The sequence below is a fragment of the Streptomyces sp. NPDC021096 genome, from assembly GCF_040641275.1.
Taxonomy (GTDB): Bacteria; Actinomycetota; Actinomycetes; order Streptomycetales; family Streptomycetaceae; genus Streptomyces.
This window is the reverse complement of the sequence record NZ_JBFADG010000019.1, coordinates 99,665-113,932: the sequence shown is the minus strand read 5'-3', so window position 1 is coordinate 113,932 and position 14,268 is coordinate 99,665. Positions and strand designations below refer to the sequence as shown.

Below are 14,268 nucleotides of genomic sequence, written 5' to 3'. Positions count from 1 at the left end.
GGCCCCCGGCGGCGGGCGGGGGGGGGGGGGGCCGCTCCTCGGGGTCCGCGCCCGCCTCCCCTAGGTGGGGGGGGTGCCCCGGGGCGGGGACCCCCACCGCCGTCGTCGTGTACGCGCTCAGTGGCCGCCCTGACCGGCCTGACCGGCCTGGGGGCCTTGCAGGGCCCCCAGGGCCTGGCCGACGAGCGGCAGGTCGCCCACCTGCCCGCGCTTGGTGACGGGCGACGTCAGCATCTGGGTGCCGACCGGCTTGAAGTCGGCGACCTGGGTGCGGGCGCCGTTGTTCAGCGGGTCCACGGGCGTGGCCGCCAGCGGGTGGTACTTGAAGGTCTGCAGGACCGGCGCCAGGCCCTGGACCGACTTCTCCAGCGCGATGCCGGTGCCGGCGAACGCCGCGCCGACGTCGGTGCGGCCGAGCTGGGCGGTCGGCGGCTGCGGCTTGGCGCTCGCGTCCGCGGCGCCGCCCGCGACGAGCGCCGCGCCGGCCGAGACGGTCAGCAGCCCCACGCGTGCGAGCGTGCGCCGTCGGCGCGGCGGAGGGACGGGCGCGGTTCGTGCGTGACGCGCATGACGTGCGTGGGAGGCCATGACCACCTGCCGGAGCGTGAGTTGTGTGACCGGTACGAGTCGGTCGATTCGACAGCGCAGCGTAGCGAAGCCGTGACGATGCGTGCACGCCTCGACCCGGGGGGATCCTCCATACGGCTCAATGCCTCACACTGGTGTCCCGTGACATCCCTCCTGACACCCGCGCGCGTCATCCTGCTCACCGGTCCGTCCGGTTCCGGAAAGTCGTCCCTGGCCGCCCGCACCGGGCTGCCCGTGCTCAACCTGGACGACTTCTACAAGGAGGGCCACGACCCGACGCTCCCCCAGCTCCCCGACGGCAGCGGCACGGACTGGGACTCGCCCCTGTCGTGGGACGCGGAGGCGGCCGTCGCCGCGATCGACTCCCTGTGCCGTACGAGCCGCACGGACGTGCCGCTGTACGACATCTCCACCAGCTCGCGGGTCGGGGCGAGCGCGCTCGACATAGGCCGCACTCCGCTGTTCATCGCGGAGGGCATCTTCGCCGCCGACATCATCGGGCAGTGCCGTGACCTCGGTCACCTCGCCGACGCCCTGTGCCTGCGCGGCCGTCCCTCGACGACGTTCCGCCGCCGCCTGGTGCGCGACCTGCGCGAGGCCCGCAAGCCCGTCCTGTACCTGATCCGCCGCGGCCTGCGTCTGATGCGGTCCGAGCGGGCCATCGTGGCGCGCCAGACGGAGCTCGGCGCGTTCGCCTGCGGCGGGGAGACGGCGATGGGCCGGATCGCCGCGGCCGCCGCCGGGCGGCGCGAGAGCGTCCATTCCTGAGCACGTCCTGAGCAAGATTCTCCCCGGGCGCGTGAACGCCCGGCGCCCGGCGGACGTATCCCCGGGTGCGAGGAGTACGGGCACATGCGAGAGCGGGCGAGGCAGTCCCCCCGGCTGCCCGCCCGCTCTCTTTCCCCCGTGTTCCCCCCGTTGGTTCCCCGGGGGCTCCCCCGAGCCCCCGTCACCGGCTAGGCGACGAGTTCCCCGAAGGACTCCCGTACGCCCCGGCCGGAGCCGATGACCTCGTCCTCGCGCAGCCGGCGCAGCGAGCGCCAGATGCTGCTCTTGACGGTGCCGACGCTGATGTCGAGGATCTCCGCGATCTCCGGGTCCGTACGGCCCTCGTAGTAGCGGAGGACGAGCATGGTGCGCTGGAGCTCGGGCAGCCGGGCGAGGGCCTGCCACAGGACGGCGCGCAGTTCGGTGCCGCGCATGGCGTCCGTCTCGCCGACCGTCTCCGGCAGCTCCTCGGTCGGGTACTCGTTGAGCTTGCGGCGCCGCCAGGCGCTGATGTGCAGGTTGGTCATGGTGCGGCGCAGGTAGCCGCCGACCGCTGCCTTGTCGGTGATCCTGTCCCAGGCGCGGTAGGTGGAGAACAGCGCGCTCTGCAGCAGGTCCTCCGCCTCGTGGCGGTCCCCGGTGAGGTGGTACGCGGTCGCGTACAGGGAGGCCCGGCGCTCCTGGACGTAGGCGGTGAACTCCGCCTCGCTCCGGGACACGCCGCCGGTCTTCTCCCCCGTGGCCCCCAAGGCGCCCCCCGCGCCTGAAGTGGGCTCCCCGTACGCGATCGCGTCGATGGCCACCATGTAAGGCGGCCGTACACGTCCGGTGCCGCGAGCGCACCCCCGCCCGCCCACGGCACCGGACTTCTCCGTGCTCCGGCCGGCGTCGTGAAGGCGCGTGCGAACTGCGCTGTTCGTGGTGCTGTGCAGTGTGTTCATCTCGCGCCCCCCGTCGGTGGAGCCAGCTCGGTCCGTCAGTGACCCGGACCCTGGGAACTGCCCGGTGAAGAGAAGCCTGCCGGGCCAGTTTCATGGCGCTGTCCGCCGACTGTCACAGCCCTGCAACAGGCCGTGCCGCCGCTGTTGCCGGACCGCGGGGAGTCGCTGCGGCGTCCTTCTGTCGAACTACCGGCCAGTCTTAGGCCAGAATGACCACCGTGCCTTTCCTGTTGCTGATCGAGGACGACGACGCCATCCGCACGGCTCTCGAATTCTCCCTGTCCCGCCAGGGTCACCGTGTGGTGACCGCGGCGACGGGCGAGGACGGCCTGAAGATGCTGCGCGAGCAGCGGCCGGACCTGATCGTGCTGGACGTGATGCTGCCCGGTATCGACGGCTTCGAGGTGTGCCGCCGTATCCGGCGCACCGACCAGCTGCCGATCATTCTGCTTACCGCACGCAACGACGACATCGACGTCGTGGTCGGCCTGGAGTCGGGTGCGGACGACTATGTGGTCAAGCCCGTGCAGGGCCGGGTGCTGGACGCCCGCATCCGGGCCGTGCTGCGCCGTGGGGAGCGGGAGTCGAGCGACTCGGCGTCGTTCGGTTCGCTGGTCATCGACCGGTCCGCGATGACGGTCACCAAGAACGGCCAGGACCTGCAGCTGACGCCGACCGAGCTGCGGCTGCTGCTGGAGCTCAGCCGCCGGCCGGGGCAGGCGCTGTCGCGGCAGCAGCTGCTGCGGCTGGTGTGGGAGCACGACTACCTCGGCGACTCCCGGCTGGTGGACGCCTGTGTGCAGCGGCTGCGCGCCAAGGTCGAGGACGTGCCGTCGTCGCCGACGCTGATCCGTACGGTCCGTGGGGTCGGCTACCGCCTGGACGCCCCGCAGTAGGGCGTACGCGGCAAGGCGATCACGTCGTAGTTCATCCGTAGTGCGAAGGACAGAGAGCCCACAGTGACAGAAGAGCCCGGTCGGGTGCGGGGCTGGGCGGCGGCCACGAACGTCATGAAGCTGAGCATGCGGTGGATCAGCCTGCGGCTGCGGCTCATGCTCGTCTTCGCGCTGGTGGCCCTCGCCGCCGCCGTGTCGGCGTCCGCCATCGCGTACTGGCTCAACCGCGACGCGGTCCTCACCCGTACGCAGAACGCCGCTCTCGACGACTTCCGCAAGTCGCTGCAGGACAACACCGGATCGCTGCCGCTGACCCCGACCTGTCCGGAGCTGCAGGAGGCCGCGGACCGGATGGCGGCCACCTCGCAGAAGTACGAGGTGCTGCTGATCGGCAAGGTCAAGGGCGGCGGCGACTGCGCGGCGCCCTCGGACCGGGATCTGTTCACGCTCGCCGTGGTGCCGAAGACGCTGGTGACGGCCGTCAACCGGGAGCGGAAGGTCGACGACTCCAACCCCTTCCCGTACCACCTGTACTGGCAGCGGATCACGCTCGACGGCAAGCCGTACCTGGTCGGCGGCGCGAAGGTGATCGGCGGCGGGCCCACGGGCTATCTGCTGAAGTCCCTGGACAACGAGCGGGCCGACCTCAACTCGCTCGCCTGGTCGCTGGGCATCGCCACGGGCCTGGCCCTGATCGGCTCCGCGCTGCTCGCCCAGGCCGCCGCCTCGACGGTGCTGCGGCCCGTGCAGCGGCTCGGCGACGCGGCGCGAAGGCTCGGCGAGGGGAAGCTGGACACCCGGCTGCAGGTCTCCGGCACGGACGAGCTGGCCGACCTGTCGCGGACCTTCAACAAGACGGCGGAGTCGCTGCAGAAGCGGGTGGAGGACCTGAGCTCGCGGGAGGCGGCGAGCCGGCGCTTCGTCGCCGACATGTCGCACGAGCTGCGGACCCCGCTCACGGCGATCACCGCGGTGACGGAGGTGCTGGAGGAGGAGGCGGAGTCCCTCGACCCGATGATCGCGCCCGTCGTCCAGCTCGTGGTCAGCGAGACCCGTCGGCTGAACGACCTGGTGGAGAACCTGATGGAGGTCACCCGCTTCGACGCCGGCACGGCCCGGCTGGTCCTGGACGACGTGGACATCGCCGACCAGATCACGGCGTGCATCGACGCGCGGGCCTGGCTGGACGCCGTCGAACTGGACGCGGAGCGCGGCATCATGGCGCGGCTCGACCCGCGCCGCCTGGACGTCATACTCGCCAACCTCATCGGCAACGCCCTCAAGCACGGCGGCTCCCCGGTGCGGGTGTCCGTGCGGCAGACGGACGAGGCCCTGGTGATCGCGGTGCGCGACCACGGCCCCGGCATCCCCGAGGACGTGCTGCCGCACGTCTTCGACCGGTTCTACAAGGCGAGCGCCTCGCGCCCGCGCTCCGAGGGCAGCGGCCTGGGCCTGTCCATCGCGCTGGAGAACGCCCACATCCACGGGGGCGAGATCACCGCGGCGAACTCCGCGGAAGGCGGCGCCGTGTTCACCCTCACCCTCCCCCGCATCGACTCCGGCTCCGAGAACGACGGCGGCGCCCCGTCCGGTGGTCCGGCGGAAGGGAGCGCGGAGTGAGACGCGCCATCACCCGCACGGCGGTCCTGGCGACGGGCCTGGCGGTCATGTCCACGGTCGCCGGCTGCGGCATCAGGGGCACGGCCGTGCCCGTGGACGCCGGGAGCGCGCCCTCGCGTGCGACGTGCGTCTCGCGCCCCGGCCCGCAGAGTGCGCCGCCCCCGGGCAGCATCACCATCTCCGTCCAGCTCGTGTGTACCTCACAGCTACTCCCCGTGACCCGGGTGGTCCCCGTCCAGGAGGACGACCAGGCCGTCTCGCTCGCCCGCGCGCTGCTGGACGAGCTGCGGCGGCAGCCGGCCCCCGTCGAGGAGGAGGCCGGTTTCTCCACGGACGTCCCCCAGCGGCTGACCGTGAGCGGGCCGCGCAAGGGCGACCCCGACCGGACGCTGCGCCTGAACACGGCGCCGGAGGAGCTGCCTCCGCTGGCCTTGGCGCAGGTCGTGTGCACCTACGCCGGTACGGCCGCGGCCGACGGGCGCAGCACGGTGGTCCTGGGCGGTCCCGGCGAGGACAAGCCCCGCGGTTACACGTGCACGGAGGAGACGCGCACCCACCCGGAGACGGTGCACAGCACCCCTGGCGCCGTCTGACGACAACGGGCGCTGACTCTCTGTACCCGGCTGCGGAACCGCGCGCCCCGCGCACCGCGTCATGGGGGGCGTGCAGCGTCATGGCTACGGCGGTACGCCCGCCCTCCGATACCGCTACCGCGTGGCGGGCTGTGTCCTCCTGGTTGCCCACCTCCTGGTGGTCGGCTGGCTCGCCCTGCGACCGCTGACCGCCCCGTGGGTGTCCGCCGCGCACCTGGAGCCGCTGGCCACGATCCGGGCCGATCTGGCGCTGGGTCCGTGGGGTGCGACGCGGTCGCTGGCGGCCGGGGTGCTGCCGTTCGCGCCGCTGGGGGTACTGCTGCCCTGGGCGGGAGGCCGGATCGTGGCGTCGACGCCGGTCTCGCTGGCCCGGACGGTCTTCACCGCGGCGATGATCTCGCTGCTGCTGCAGGTGGTGCAGAGCGGTGTGGTGGGCCAGGTCCTGGACGTGGACGCCCTGCTGCTGAACGTCACCGGCGTGACGATGGCGCACCTGGCCGTCGTCCCCGCGGTACGGGCCCGGCTCCGTCGCAGGTCCGATGTGGGCCCTACCCGGACCGTCCGCCGGGAGGAGACGGAGCGGGGGTTGACCCCGACGATCCCCAGGGTCGGGATCGCTCCGTAGAGTGACGCTCCGCCGGGGGTGGCGGTCGTAGCGTTGAGGTCATCGGGAAAACGTTCCCGCACCGATGGCACCTTGACGTGAAGGAGTCGCTGCCATGTCCGCTCCGCTGGTCCGCCCCCGCAACCACAAGATGATCGCCGGAGTCTGCGCGGGTCTGGCCGAGCGCTTCGGCACCTCCCGGACGACGATGCGGGTGATCTTCCTGCTGTCGTGCCTGCTGCCCGGCCCGCAGTTCGTGCTCTACATCGCGCTGTGGATCCTGATGCCCGCCGAGGGCACTTCCCGGGCCGCCGCCAAGGGCTGGTGACGCCACGGACCCGCCCGGGACCACGCGGGCCGCGCACCCCGGACGGGGGTGCGCGGCCCGTTCGCGCTGTTCCTCTCGTCCCGCGCGGCGCCGTCAGCGCATGTTGGGGGTGCCCAGGCCCGGCAGGGAGAGGCCGTTGGGGGCGATGGCCTTGGTGGGCAGGCCGCCGAGCAGGCCGGCGTTGCCCTTGTTGTCGGCAGGGGCGTGCATCAGCTTCTCGGTGGGCAGGTGGGGGGCGAGGGCGGTGTCGAGGGCGTGTGCGGTCTGCTCCAGCAACCCCGACTTCACCGCCCGGTCCGCAGCGATCGCGACCGGCCCGCCGGCCGGGGCCAACTGGCCGACCGACTCGACGGGAAGCGCCTTCTCCACGCCCGTGGCGGTGGTGGTGACGGACTCGAGCGTGCCGGCGGAGGCGGTACCCGCCGCACCGACGGCGATGACGGCACCGACAGCGGCGACGCCGAGGGCCTTGAGGGATGCCTGCTTCATCTGATCAGTCCTCGTGACGGGGATGACGGGGAAAAGCCGAGCGGCTCTGCAACCTAGCCACGAGTCCACCCGGCCCGCAATCAATGACACGGCCGGGGCGCGAAGCCCCGGCCGTATTCACCGAATTCCCCCGTCTGCCGACCGGCGGAGTCACCCCGAAGGGGAATTGCTGGTCAGACCGTGCCGGTCGCCGTCTGGCGGAACAGCCACTCGGACTTCAGCTCCGCGTAACCCGGCTTGATCACGTCGTTGATCATGGCGAGACGTTCATCGAATGGGATGAAGGCCGACTTCATCGCGTTGACGGTGAACCACTGCATGTCGTCCAGGGAATAGCCGAACGCCTTGACCAGGTGCTCGAATTCCAGGCTCATGCTGGTACCGCTCATCAGACGATTATCGGTGTTCACCGTCAGCCGGAAGTGCAGCTTACGAAGAAGACCGATCGGGTGCTCTTCATATGAACTCGCCGCAGCGGTCTGGAGATTGGAGGTCGGGCACATTTCCAGCGGAATGCGCTTGTCCCGCACGTACGAGGCCAGCCGGCCGAGCTTGACCGTGCCGTCCTCGGCGATCTCGATGTCGTCGATGATGCGCACGCCGTGGCCGAGCCGGTCCGCGCCGCACCACTGCAGGGCCTGCCAGATCGACGGCAGGCCGAAGGCCTCGCCCGCGTGGATCGTGAAGTGGTTGTTCTCGCGCTTGAGGTACTCGAACGCGTCCAGGTGGCGGGTGGGAGGGAAGCCCGCCTCGGCGCCCGCGATGTCGAAGCCGGCGACGCCGGAGTCGCGGTAGCGGTTCGCCAGTTCGGCGATCTCCAGGGCGCGGGCGGCGTGCCGCATGGCGGTCAGCAGGGCGCCGACGCGGATGCGGTGACCGTTGGCCTTCGCCCGCCGCTCGCCTTCACGGAAGCCCTCGTTCACGGCCTCGACGACCTGCTCGAGGGTGAGCCCGGCCTCCAGGTGCTGCTCGGGGGCGTAGCGCACCTCCGCGTAGACGACGCCGTCCTCGGCCAGGTCCTCGGCGCACTCGGCGGCGACGCGGACCAGCGCCTCGCGGGTCTGCATGACGGCACAGGTGTGCGCGAAGGTCTCCAGGTAGCGCTCCAGCGAGCCGGAGTCCGCCGCCTCGCGGAACCAGATCCCCAGCTTGTCCGGGTCGGTCTCGGGGAGCTTGTCGTAGCCGACCGCGGCGGCGAGGTCCACGATCGTTCCGGGACGCAGACCGCCGTCGAGGTGGTCGTGGAGCAGCACCTTGGGCGCGCGCCGGATCTGATCGGAGGTGGGCTGGGTGGCCGGCTGGGAGAGGGTCTCGCTCGTCATTTCGGCACTCTAGCCCCTACGCGCGTAGATGTCGGCGAACGATACGGAACGGTGACCCATCGGTGGGGTGGACACCACCCATCCTTCTGCCATCGTTGTCTGCCATGGTGCAGCAAGCGTTGCCGCAGCAAGATCCAGAAGGCCCGGCGGACCCGCCGGAATCGGCTCGCCTCGGCAAGCCGCTCGGTGCCGGGGACACCATGAGCGCCGTGCACGGAGTGGCCCTGCTGCTCCCCGAGGGCGGCGCCACCGGAATACGCCGCCCCTCCTTCCTGACGTCGGCCGCGCAGCGGCCGCTGGCCCGCCGGCTGACCCGGGCGGGCGCCGACGACGGCCTGGTCGTCCACGTGGTGGGCTACCGCCACCGCGGATGGAACGGTTCCGCCGCGCATCCGGTGCGGGACGCGCAGTGGGCGGCGGACGAAGTGGTGCGGCGCTACGGCGACGTGCCGGTCTGTCTGATCGGTACGGGCATGGGCGCCCGCGCCGCGCTGCGGGCCGCCGGGCACCCGGCCGTCACCTCCGTCCTGGCGCTCGCGCCCTGGCTGCCCGAGCCGGAGGCGGTCCTGGACCCGGAACCGGTGCGTCAGCTCGCGGGCAGACAGGTGATGCTCGTACACGGCACCAATGACGAGCGGACGGACCCGGACCTGTCCTACCGGCTCGCGGAGCGGGCCAAGAAGGTCAACCGCGACGTCTGCCGCTTCGAGGTCCACTCCGACGGGCACGCGCTGCGGCAGCACCGGCCGGAAGTCCTGGCCCTGGCCGCCGACTTCGTCCGCGGCGCGCTCTTCGGCCACCACTACGCCCGCCCGGTCGCGGACGCCCTGGCGGCACCCCCGCCACTGGGCCTCCGCATGCCGCTGGCTTCGGGCTTCGGGTCGAGCCTCTGTCACTGAACGGGGCTCCGCCCCGGACCCCGGTCCTCAAACGCCGGACAGGCTGGATTTTCCAGCCCGTCCGGCGCAATTCAAGCCCGTCCGGCGTTTGAGGACAAGAAACGGTGAAAGGGCGGGGCAGGGGCAAAATCCCCACCCGCCTCACCGGTGCAGCAGCAACTGCCCCCGCCGCGAGAGCAAGAACCGCTTGAAGGCCGCCACCGGAGGCGTGTCCGGATGCCCGTCCAGCCACGCCACCCCAATCTCCCGCACCGGCCGCGGCGCCGTCACCGTCAGCTCGACGACCCCCGGCCGCGGCACGGCCGGCGGGGGCAGCAGGCCCACGCCGAGGCCCGCCGCCACCAGCCCGCGCAGCGTCTCGGGGTCCTCCCCCTCGAAGGCGATCTTCGGCGTGAACCCCGCCTCCGCGCACAGCGCGTCGGTGATGCGCCGCAGCCCGTAGCCCGGTTCGAGCGTGACGAACAGCTCCCCGGCCGCCTCCGCGAGGCGGATCCGCTTGCGTACCGCCAGCGGATGGTCGTCCGGCACGACCAGCCGCAGCCGCTGCTCGTCGAGCCGGCGGGCGACCAGGTCCGGCTCGTCCGGCACGGGCGAGGTCAGGCACAGGTCGAGGTCGCCGTCGCGCAGCCGTTCGATCATGGCCTCGCCGTAGTTCTGGACGAGCTGGAAGCGGACGCGCGGATGATCGGTTCGGAAGGCGCGGATGAGCTCGGGTACGGTCTCCGAGCCCATGGTGTGCAGGAAGCCGAACGCGACCTTCCCGGTGGCGGGGTCGGCGTCGGCCCGTACGGACTCCGCCGCGCGGTCGACCTCGGACAGGGCGCGCTCGACCGTGCCGAGGAACGTCCGCCCGGCCGCGGTGAGCGAGACCGTACGGCCGTGGCGGGCGAAGAGCGCGACGCCCAGGTCGTGTTCGAGGCGGGCCATGGACCGGCTCAGCGTGGACTGCGGCATGCCGAGCTGCTGGGCGGCGCGCGTGACGTGCTCGTGGCGGGCCACGGCGACGAACTGGGCGAGGCGCGGCGTGAGGGTCGTCGCCCACGAGCCCTCTTCCAGCTCGGCCGTTGGCGTACCGTCAAAGTTTTGGGTAACACTCCTGTTGCCACTTGGTGACAGTGACGGCCGTGACCTGCGCTCATGCTGCATGTGATCGATTATCGGCATTCTGTGCATTGGACGCATCAGATGCAGGCTGCATACGGTTTCCGCATGCCTCCTGCCGATACCGGGGCATCCGTCGTCATCATGCGATCGGGTGCCTCCACCTCGTCGTCCCTTGCCTCCGCCGACACCGCCGCCGCCGACACCCGGCTGGTCCCCGGCGGGCCCGGCTACCGCCGGATGAGCTTCGCGCTCTTCGCCGCGGGTGTCGCCACCTTCGCCCTCCTCTACTCCACGCAGGCCCTGCTCCCCGCGATCACCGACGACCTCGGCGTGACGCCCGATCAGGCCAGCTGGACCGTTTCCGCCGCGACCGGCGGCCTGGCCCTCGCGGTCGTCCCGCTCAGCGCGCTCTCCGAGCGCTACGGGCGGCGGGCCACGATGACGGCCGCGCTGTGCGTCGCCGCGTTCGTGGCGCTGCTCGTGCCGTTCGCCCCGAGCCTGGGCTGGCTGGTCGCCCTGCGTACGGTGCAGGGTGCCGCACTGGCCGGCGTACCGGCGTCGGCGATGGCGTACCTGGCGGAGGAGGTACGCCCGAAGGCGCTGATCGGCGCGATCGGTCTGTTCGTCGCGGGCAACAGCATCGGCGGCATGGTCGGCCGGATCCTGGCCGGCTGGGTGGCACAGGCCTGGGGCTGGCGCGCGGGTCTCGCCGCGGTCGGCGTGCTGGCGGTGGTGTGCGCGGTGGTCTTCCGCGCCATGGTCCCGCGGGCCCGCCACTTCACGCCGGCGGCGGTCTCGGTGAAGTCCCTCGGCCGGACGCTGGGCACCCACCTCTCGGACCCGCTGCTGCGCCGCCTGTACGGCATCGGCCTGCTCTTCATGACCGTCTTCGGCGCGGTGTACACGGTCATCGGCTACCGGCTGGCGGACGCGCCGTTCTCGCTCCCGCAGGGCGTGGTCGGCTCGATCTTCCTCATCTACCTCGTCGGCACGGTCTCGTCGGCCGCGGCCGGCCGGCTCGTGGGCCGGCTGGGCCGCCGCGGCGCGCTGTACCTGGCGGTCGGCACGACGACGGCCGGCCTGCTCCTGACGCTGACGTCCTCGCTGACGGCGGTCCTGCTGGGCCTGGTCCTCATCACCGCCGGCTTCTTCGCCGGCCACGCGGTGGCCTCGTCCTCCGTCAGCCGCGCCGCGAAGACGGGCCGCGCCCAGGCGTCGGCCCTCTACCAGACGGCGTACTACCTGGGCAGCTCGGTGGGCGGCACGCTCGGCGCCGTCGCCTTCCGCTCGGCCGGCTGGGACGGCACGGTGGTCCTGGGCCTGCTGGCCATGGTCGGCGCCGCGTCGATCACCCTGTACGCGACCCGCAAGGCGATCGCCCAGCAGCGCGTGGTGGCGATGTCCGCCCGTCGCTGACGCGAGCCCGTACGTGAACGGCCCGTCCTGCCAGGTGCCCTGGCGGGGCGGGCCGTTCGCGGTCAGCTGGTGGGAAAGATGCCCGTGTCGATCGCGATGTCGAACGGCGCCGGGAGATGCAGCTCGTCGCCGAATTTCCCTGTCTGCAGGGTTCGGTAGACGTCATCCTTGGGCTCGCCGTAGAGAGTGAAGGTCGGGCCCCCAGGCGTCCACCTGTCGGCAAGGAGGTAGAGCGGTACTCCAGCATGGGCGTACCCGGCAGGCTTGCTGACCCGGTCGTGGCGAGCAGTGGACTTCGAGGTGATCTCCACGACCAGCTCGACTTCCGTGGCCTGGATGACGTGCTCGGACCCGCCCGTCTCTCCTGGCACTCCGTCCACCACCGCCTCAGGCGCCACAATCAGGTCGGGGATGTAGAGGCCATTACGCGATGGGATAACGACGGCCTGGGTCTGATAGATCCCCCAGTCATCAGGAATGATCTTCCCTAGCTGACGCTGAAGCTTCCAGGCGATGCTGTTGTGCCTTCTGGCAGGCGCAGGTGACAAGGTGATGAGCCCCTCAATGATCTCCGCCTTCCAGCCCTCGGGAGGATCGAGCTCCTCCCAGGCGCGGACGAGCTCATCCCAGCCGAAGCCGTTGTCCGGCCCCTGGTCGACAGTGAGTGCGCTCATGGCGATCCCCTCGATCGATGTCACCACAGTCCAGCATGCCGAACGACCCTACGGATGGTCCACCGACCTCGTTCACCCGTACGAGTACCGCAACGGCACCCGGAATCTGACGTTCCCTCATACCAGCTCCACAAGCTCAGGGTTGGCGTTTACGCACAGTGACGCGCTTCTCACAATCGGCGCCGGGTGGGGTGACTTTTATTGCGCCATCCGGTGTTCTTGGCCGTCGACAGACCTGAAGTGATCATGTCGATAGGACTGGTGTGAATTGGACAGATATTTCGGTCGCCTGCTGACTGCCGTCCGCACCCGGCTCGCCGCCGTCGTGGGAACAGTCGCACTGATCGCCGCCGCCCTCACCGGCGCCGCCACCGGCACGGCCACCGCCGCGACCAGCGGGGCGACGGCCGGCGGGTGGTCCTGCTCCGGGGCGCCCGTTCCGGACGGGTACGTCATCACCAACTACAGCCGCGGCGGCTGCAACGGCGCCGGCGCCTGGTACCAGGAGCCCGTGCGCGACGGCATCTGGACCTGCGGCGGTTCGCCGATCGTGGCCGGCTACGTGATCACCAACTACAACCGCAGCGGTTGCAACGGCGTCGGCGGCTGGTACCACGAGCTCGCCCGTGACGGCCGCTGGACCTGCGCGGGCTCGCCGATCCCGCCCGGCTACGTCACCACGGGCTACAACCGCACCGGTTGCAACGGCATCGGCTCCTGGTACCACCAGCTCGTCCGCAACGGCATCTGGACCTGCTCCGGGTCCCCGATCCCGCCCGGCTACCGCAGCATCAACTTCAGTGCGGGTGGTTGCAACGGCATCGGCGCGTGGTGGATGGTCCGCGCCTGATCCCCGATCGTCCTGGCCTGTTGGGCCCGCTCCCCGAGTCGGTGGGGGGCGGGCCCTAGCCGTCGAGCCGTCCCGCCTTGATCTCGGCGAGGAGGGCGGCGAGGGTGACCGGGGCGGTGGTTAAGACGTCGGCGGGGTGGTCACTCTCGCGGAGGTGTATTCGGCCGCCAAGCCCGGGGGCCACTTCGACGCAGGAGCCTTCTGGTCCAGCGCTGAAGGAGGACTTACGCCACGCGATCTGAGACATATCCTCACCTATCGCAGTTCATACAGCACGTGTTGGATCAGGCTCAACGAGCCCTGGGGCTCCTGGCTCTCAGGCGCAGCCGCAGGGTCGACAGGGGAGAGGGCCAGGGAGGCGAGACGCTCGAACATTGTGGCGTACTCGGCGATGCTTTCTCCATCCCCGATGAAGTCTGCGCTGGTCGGGTGCTCTCGATACAAGGTATCCAGCTCCGGCGTTGGCCCCCCAAGAAGCACGAAGGACCGAACGAAGGTGGAGTAGCCGCCCTTCTCGAATGGGAAGATCTGCACGGTCACTTGGGGCAGACGGGCGAGCTCGATGAGTCTCAGCAGTTGCTTGCGCATGACCTTTGCATCACCGATTCGCATGCGCAGCCCCGATTCGGGGATGATCGCGTGATAACTCTGCAATCCGGCCAGGATGCGCTGCCGTTGGAGCCTGAATTTCACCCCGGCGTCCAGGAGTTCGTGATCGGCACCGACGCTTGAGATCATGGCGCGCGCGTAGTCCTCAGTCTGGAGCATGCCCGGGATGAGCGATGCCTCATGGGCGCGGACAGTGGTGGTCCGCGACTCCAGTTCCGCCAGGTCAAGCGCCCTGCGGGCTAGCACACCCTCGTAATCGTCCCACCATCCCCTGCCTCGGTCATGGGCCATCGCCATCAATGCGTCGAAGTAAGGGCCCTCCTTGCAACCGTAGGCGCGTAGCAACTTGTACAGGCCGTTTCGCGGCACATCCACGCGCCCGGCCTCGATGTGACTGACTCGGGGCCGGTCGGCGTCGAGCAGTGCCGCGACCGCATCGCCGGACATCCGGGCGCGGGTTCGCAATTTACGCAGCTCCGCGCCGAGTCGACGCTGCCTCTCGCTTGGGGCGGTCCTCGGTGGCATGGTCCCTCCTTGTGGCCGTGCGCAGTGTGTCGCGCAGGCCGG

Annotated in this window: 17 protein-coding genes; 9 read left to right on the top strand and 8 right to left on the bottom strand. The window is 70.9% G+C overall.

Translation table 11 applies throughout. The features are described 5' to 3' along the window. Positions 1-117: 117 nt before the first annotated feature. Positions 118-507, bottom strand: a complete 390-nt coding sequence (locus AB0G59_RS22205) for a hypothetical protein (RefSeq protein ID WP_360914133.1) — start codon at positions 505-507, stop codon at positions 118-120. A gap of 159 nt (positions 508-666) precedes the next feature. On the opposite strand from AB0G59_RS22205, the gene AB0G59_RS22200 reads away from it, so the two are divergent. After that, positions 667-1,356, top strand: a complete 690-nt coding sequence (locus AB0G59_RS22200) for an ATP-binding protein (RefSeq protein ID WP_071964313.1) — start codon at positions 667-669, stop codon at positions 1,354-1,356. A 188-nt stretch (positions 1,357-1,544) separates the two neighbouring features. Here AB0G59_RS22200 and AB0G59_RS22195 read toward each other — a convergent pair whose 3' ends face one another. Further along, complete coding sequence (locus tag AB0G59_RS22195; RefSeq protein WP_071964301.1) at positions 1,545-2,297, bottom strand: SigE family RNA polymerase sigma factor; 753 nt, start codon at positions 2,295-2,297, stop codon at positions 1,545-1,547. Between the two features lie 218 nt (positions 2,298-2,515). Here AB0G59_RS22195 and afsQ1 point away from each other — a divergent pair, with 218 nt between their 5' ends. The 5 genes from afsQ1 (at position 2,516) to AB0G59_RS22170 (ending at position 6,338) form a co-directional block, all read left to right on the top strand. Then, positions 2,516-3,193, top strand: coding sequence for a two-component system response regulator AfsQ1 (gene afsQ1, locus AB0G59_RS22190; protein WP_177338123.1), 678 nt, complete (start codon positions 2,516-2,518; stop codon positions 3,191-3,193). 114 nt (positions 3,194-3,307) lie between these two features. Further along, positions 3,308-4,813: a HAMP domain-containing sensor histidine kinase gene (locus AB0G59_RS22185; protein ID WP_360914154.1), complete on the top strand. Its 1,506-nt coding sequence runs from the start codon at positions 3,308-3,310 to the stop codon at positions 4,811-4,813. Then, positions 4,810-5,406 carry a hypothetical protein gene (locus AB0G59_RS22180; protein WP_360914128.1) on the top strand — a complete coding sequence of 199 codons (597 nt, stop codon included), beginning with the start codon at positions 4,810-4,812 and terminating at the stop codon, positions 5,404-5,406. The genes AB0G59_RS22185 and AB0G59_RS22180 overlap by 4 nt, the downstream gene beginning before the upstream one ends. Positions 5,407-5,476: 70 nt before the next feature. Beyond that, positions 5,477-6,031, top strand: coding sequence for a VanZ family protein (locus AB0G59_RS22175; protein ID WP_360914125.1), 555 nt, complete (start codon positions 5,477-5,479; stop codon positions 6,029-6,031). Between the two features lie 94 nt (positions 6,032-6,125). Then, complete coding sequence (locus tag AB0G59_RS22170) at positions 6,126-6,338, top strand: PspC domain-containing protein (RefSeq protein WP_071964304.1); 213 nt, start codon at positions 6,126-6,128, stop codon at positions 6,336-6,338. A 93-nt stretch (positions 6,339-6,431) separates the two neighbouring features. On the opposite strand, the gene AB0G59_RS22165 is transcribed toward AB0G59_RS22170, so the two are convergent. Further along, entirely contained in the window at positions 6,432-6,827 is a 396-nt protein-coding gene (locus tag AB0G59_RS22165) for an ATP-binding protein (RefSeq protein WP_360914122.1), read from the bottom strand. A gap of 173 nt (positions 6,828-7,000) precedes the next feature. After that, complete coding sequence (locus AB0G59_RS22160; protein WP_360914118.1) at positions 7,001-8,149, bottom strand: adenosine deaminase; 1,149 nt, start codon at positions 8,147-8,149, stop codon at positions 7,001-7,003. Positions 8,150-8,349: 200 nt separating this feature from the next. Here AB0G59_RS22160 and AB0G59_RS22155 point away from each other — a divergent pair, with 200 nt between their 5' ends. Beyond that, complete coding sequence (locus AB0G59_RS22155; protein ID WP_360914115.1) at positions 8,350-9,048, top strand: alpha/beta hydrolase; 699 nt, start codon at positions 8,350-8,352, stop codon at positions 9,046-9,048. A 141-nt stretch (positions 9,049-9,189) separates the two neighbouring features. Here the strand turns inward: AB0G59_RS22155 and AB0G59_RS22150 are convergent, their stop codons facing one another. Continuing rightward, entirely contained in the window at positions 9,190-10,194 is a 1,005-nt protein-coding gene (locus AB0G59_RS22150; protein ID WP_360914112.1) for a LysR substrate-binding domain-containing protein, read from the bottom strand. A gap of 63 nt (positions 10,195-10,257) precedes the next feature. Here AB0G59_RS22150 and AB0G59_RS22145 point away from each other — a divergent pair, with 63 nt between their 5' ends. Beyond that, positions 10,258-11,568 carry an MFS transporter gene (locus AB0G59_RS22145; RefSeq protein ID WP_360914109.1) on the top strand — a complete coding sequence of 437 codons (1,311 nt, stop codon included), beginning with the start codon at positions 10,258-10,260 and terminating at the stop codon, positions 11,566-11,568. 62 nt (positions 11,569-11,630) lie between these two features. On the opposite strand, the gene AB0G59_RS22140 is transcribed toward AB0G59_RS22145, so the two are convergent. Next, on the bottom strand, positions 11,631-12,242 hold the full coding sequence (locus tag AB0G59_RS22140) for a Uma2 family endonuclease (RefSeq protein ID WP_360914151.1): 612 nt from the start codon (positions 12,240-12,242) through the stop codon (positions 11,631-11,633). 268 nt (positions 12,243-12,510) lie between these two features. Between AB0G59_RS22140 and AB0G59_RS22135 the strand changes: the two genes are divergently transcribed. Next, positions 12,511-13,092 (top strand): hypothetical protein, encoded by a 582-nt coding sequence (locus tag AB0G59_RS22135; protein WP_360914106.1) that lies wholly within the window; start codon positions 12,511-12,513, stop codon positions 13,090-13,092. Between the two features lie 55 nt (positions 13,093-13,147). On the opposite strand, the gene AB0G59_RS22130 is transcribed toward AB0G59_RS22135, so the two are convergent. Continuing rightward, complete coding sequence (locus AB0G59_RS22130) at positions 13,148-13,339, bottom strand: DUF397 domain-containing protein (RefSeq protein ID WP_360914103.1); 192 nt, start codon at positions 13,337-13,339, stop codon at positions 13,148-13,150. Positions 13,340-13,347: 8 nt separating this feature from the next. Beyond that, entirely contained in the window at positions 13,348-14,226 is an 879-nt protein-coding gene (locus AB0G59_RS22125; protein ID WP_360914100.1) for a helix-turn-helix transcriptional regulator, read from the bottom strand. Positions 14,227-14,268 lie beyond the last annotated feature (42 nt).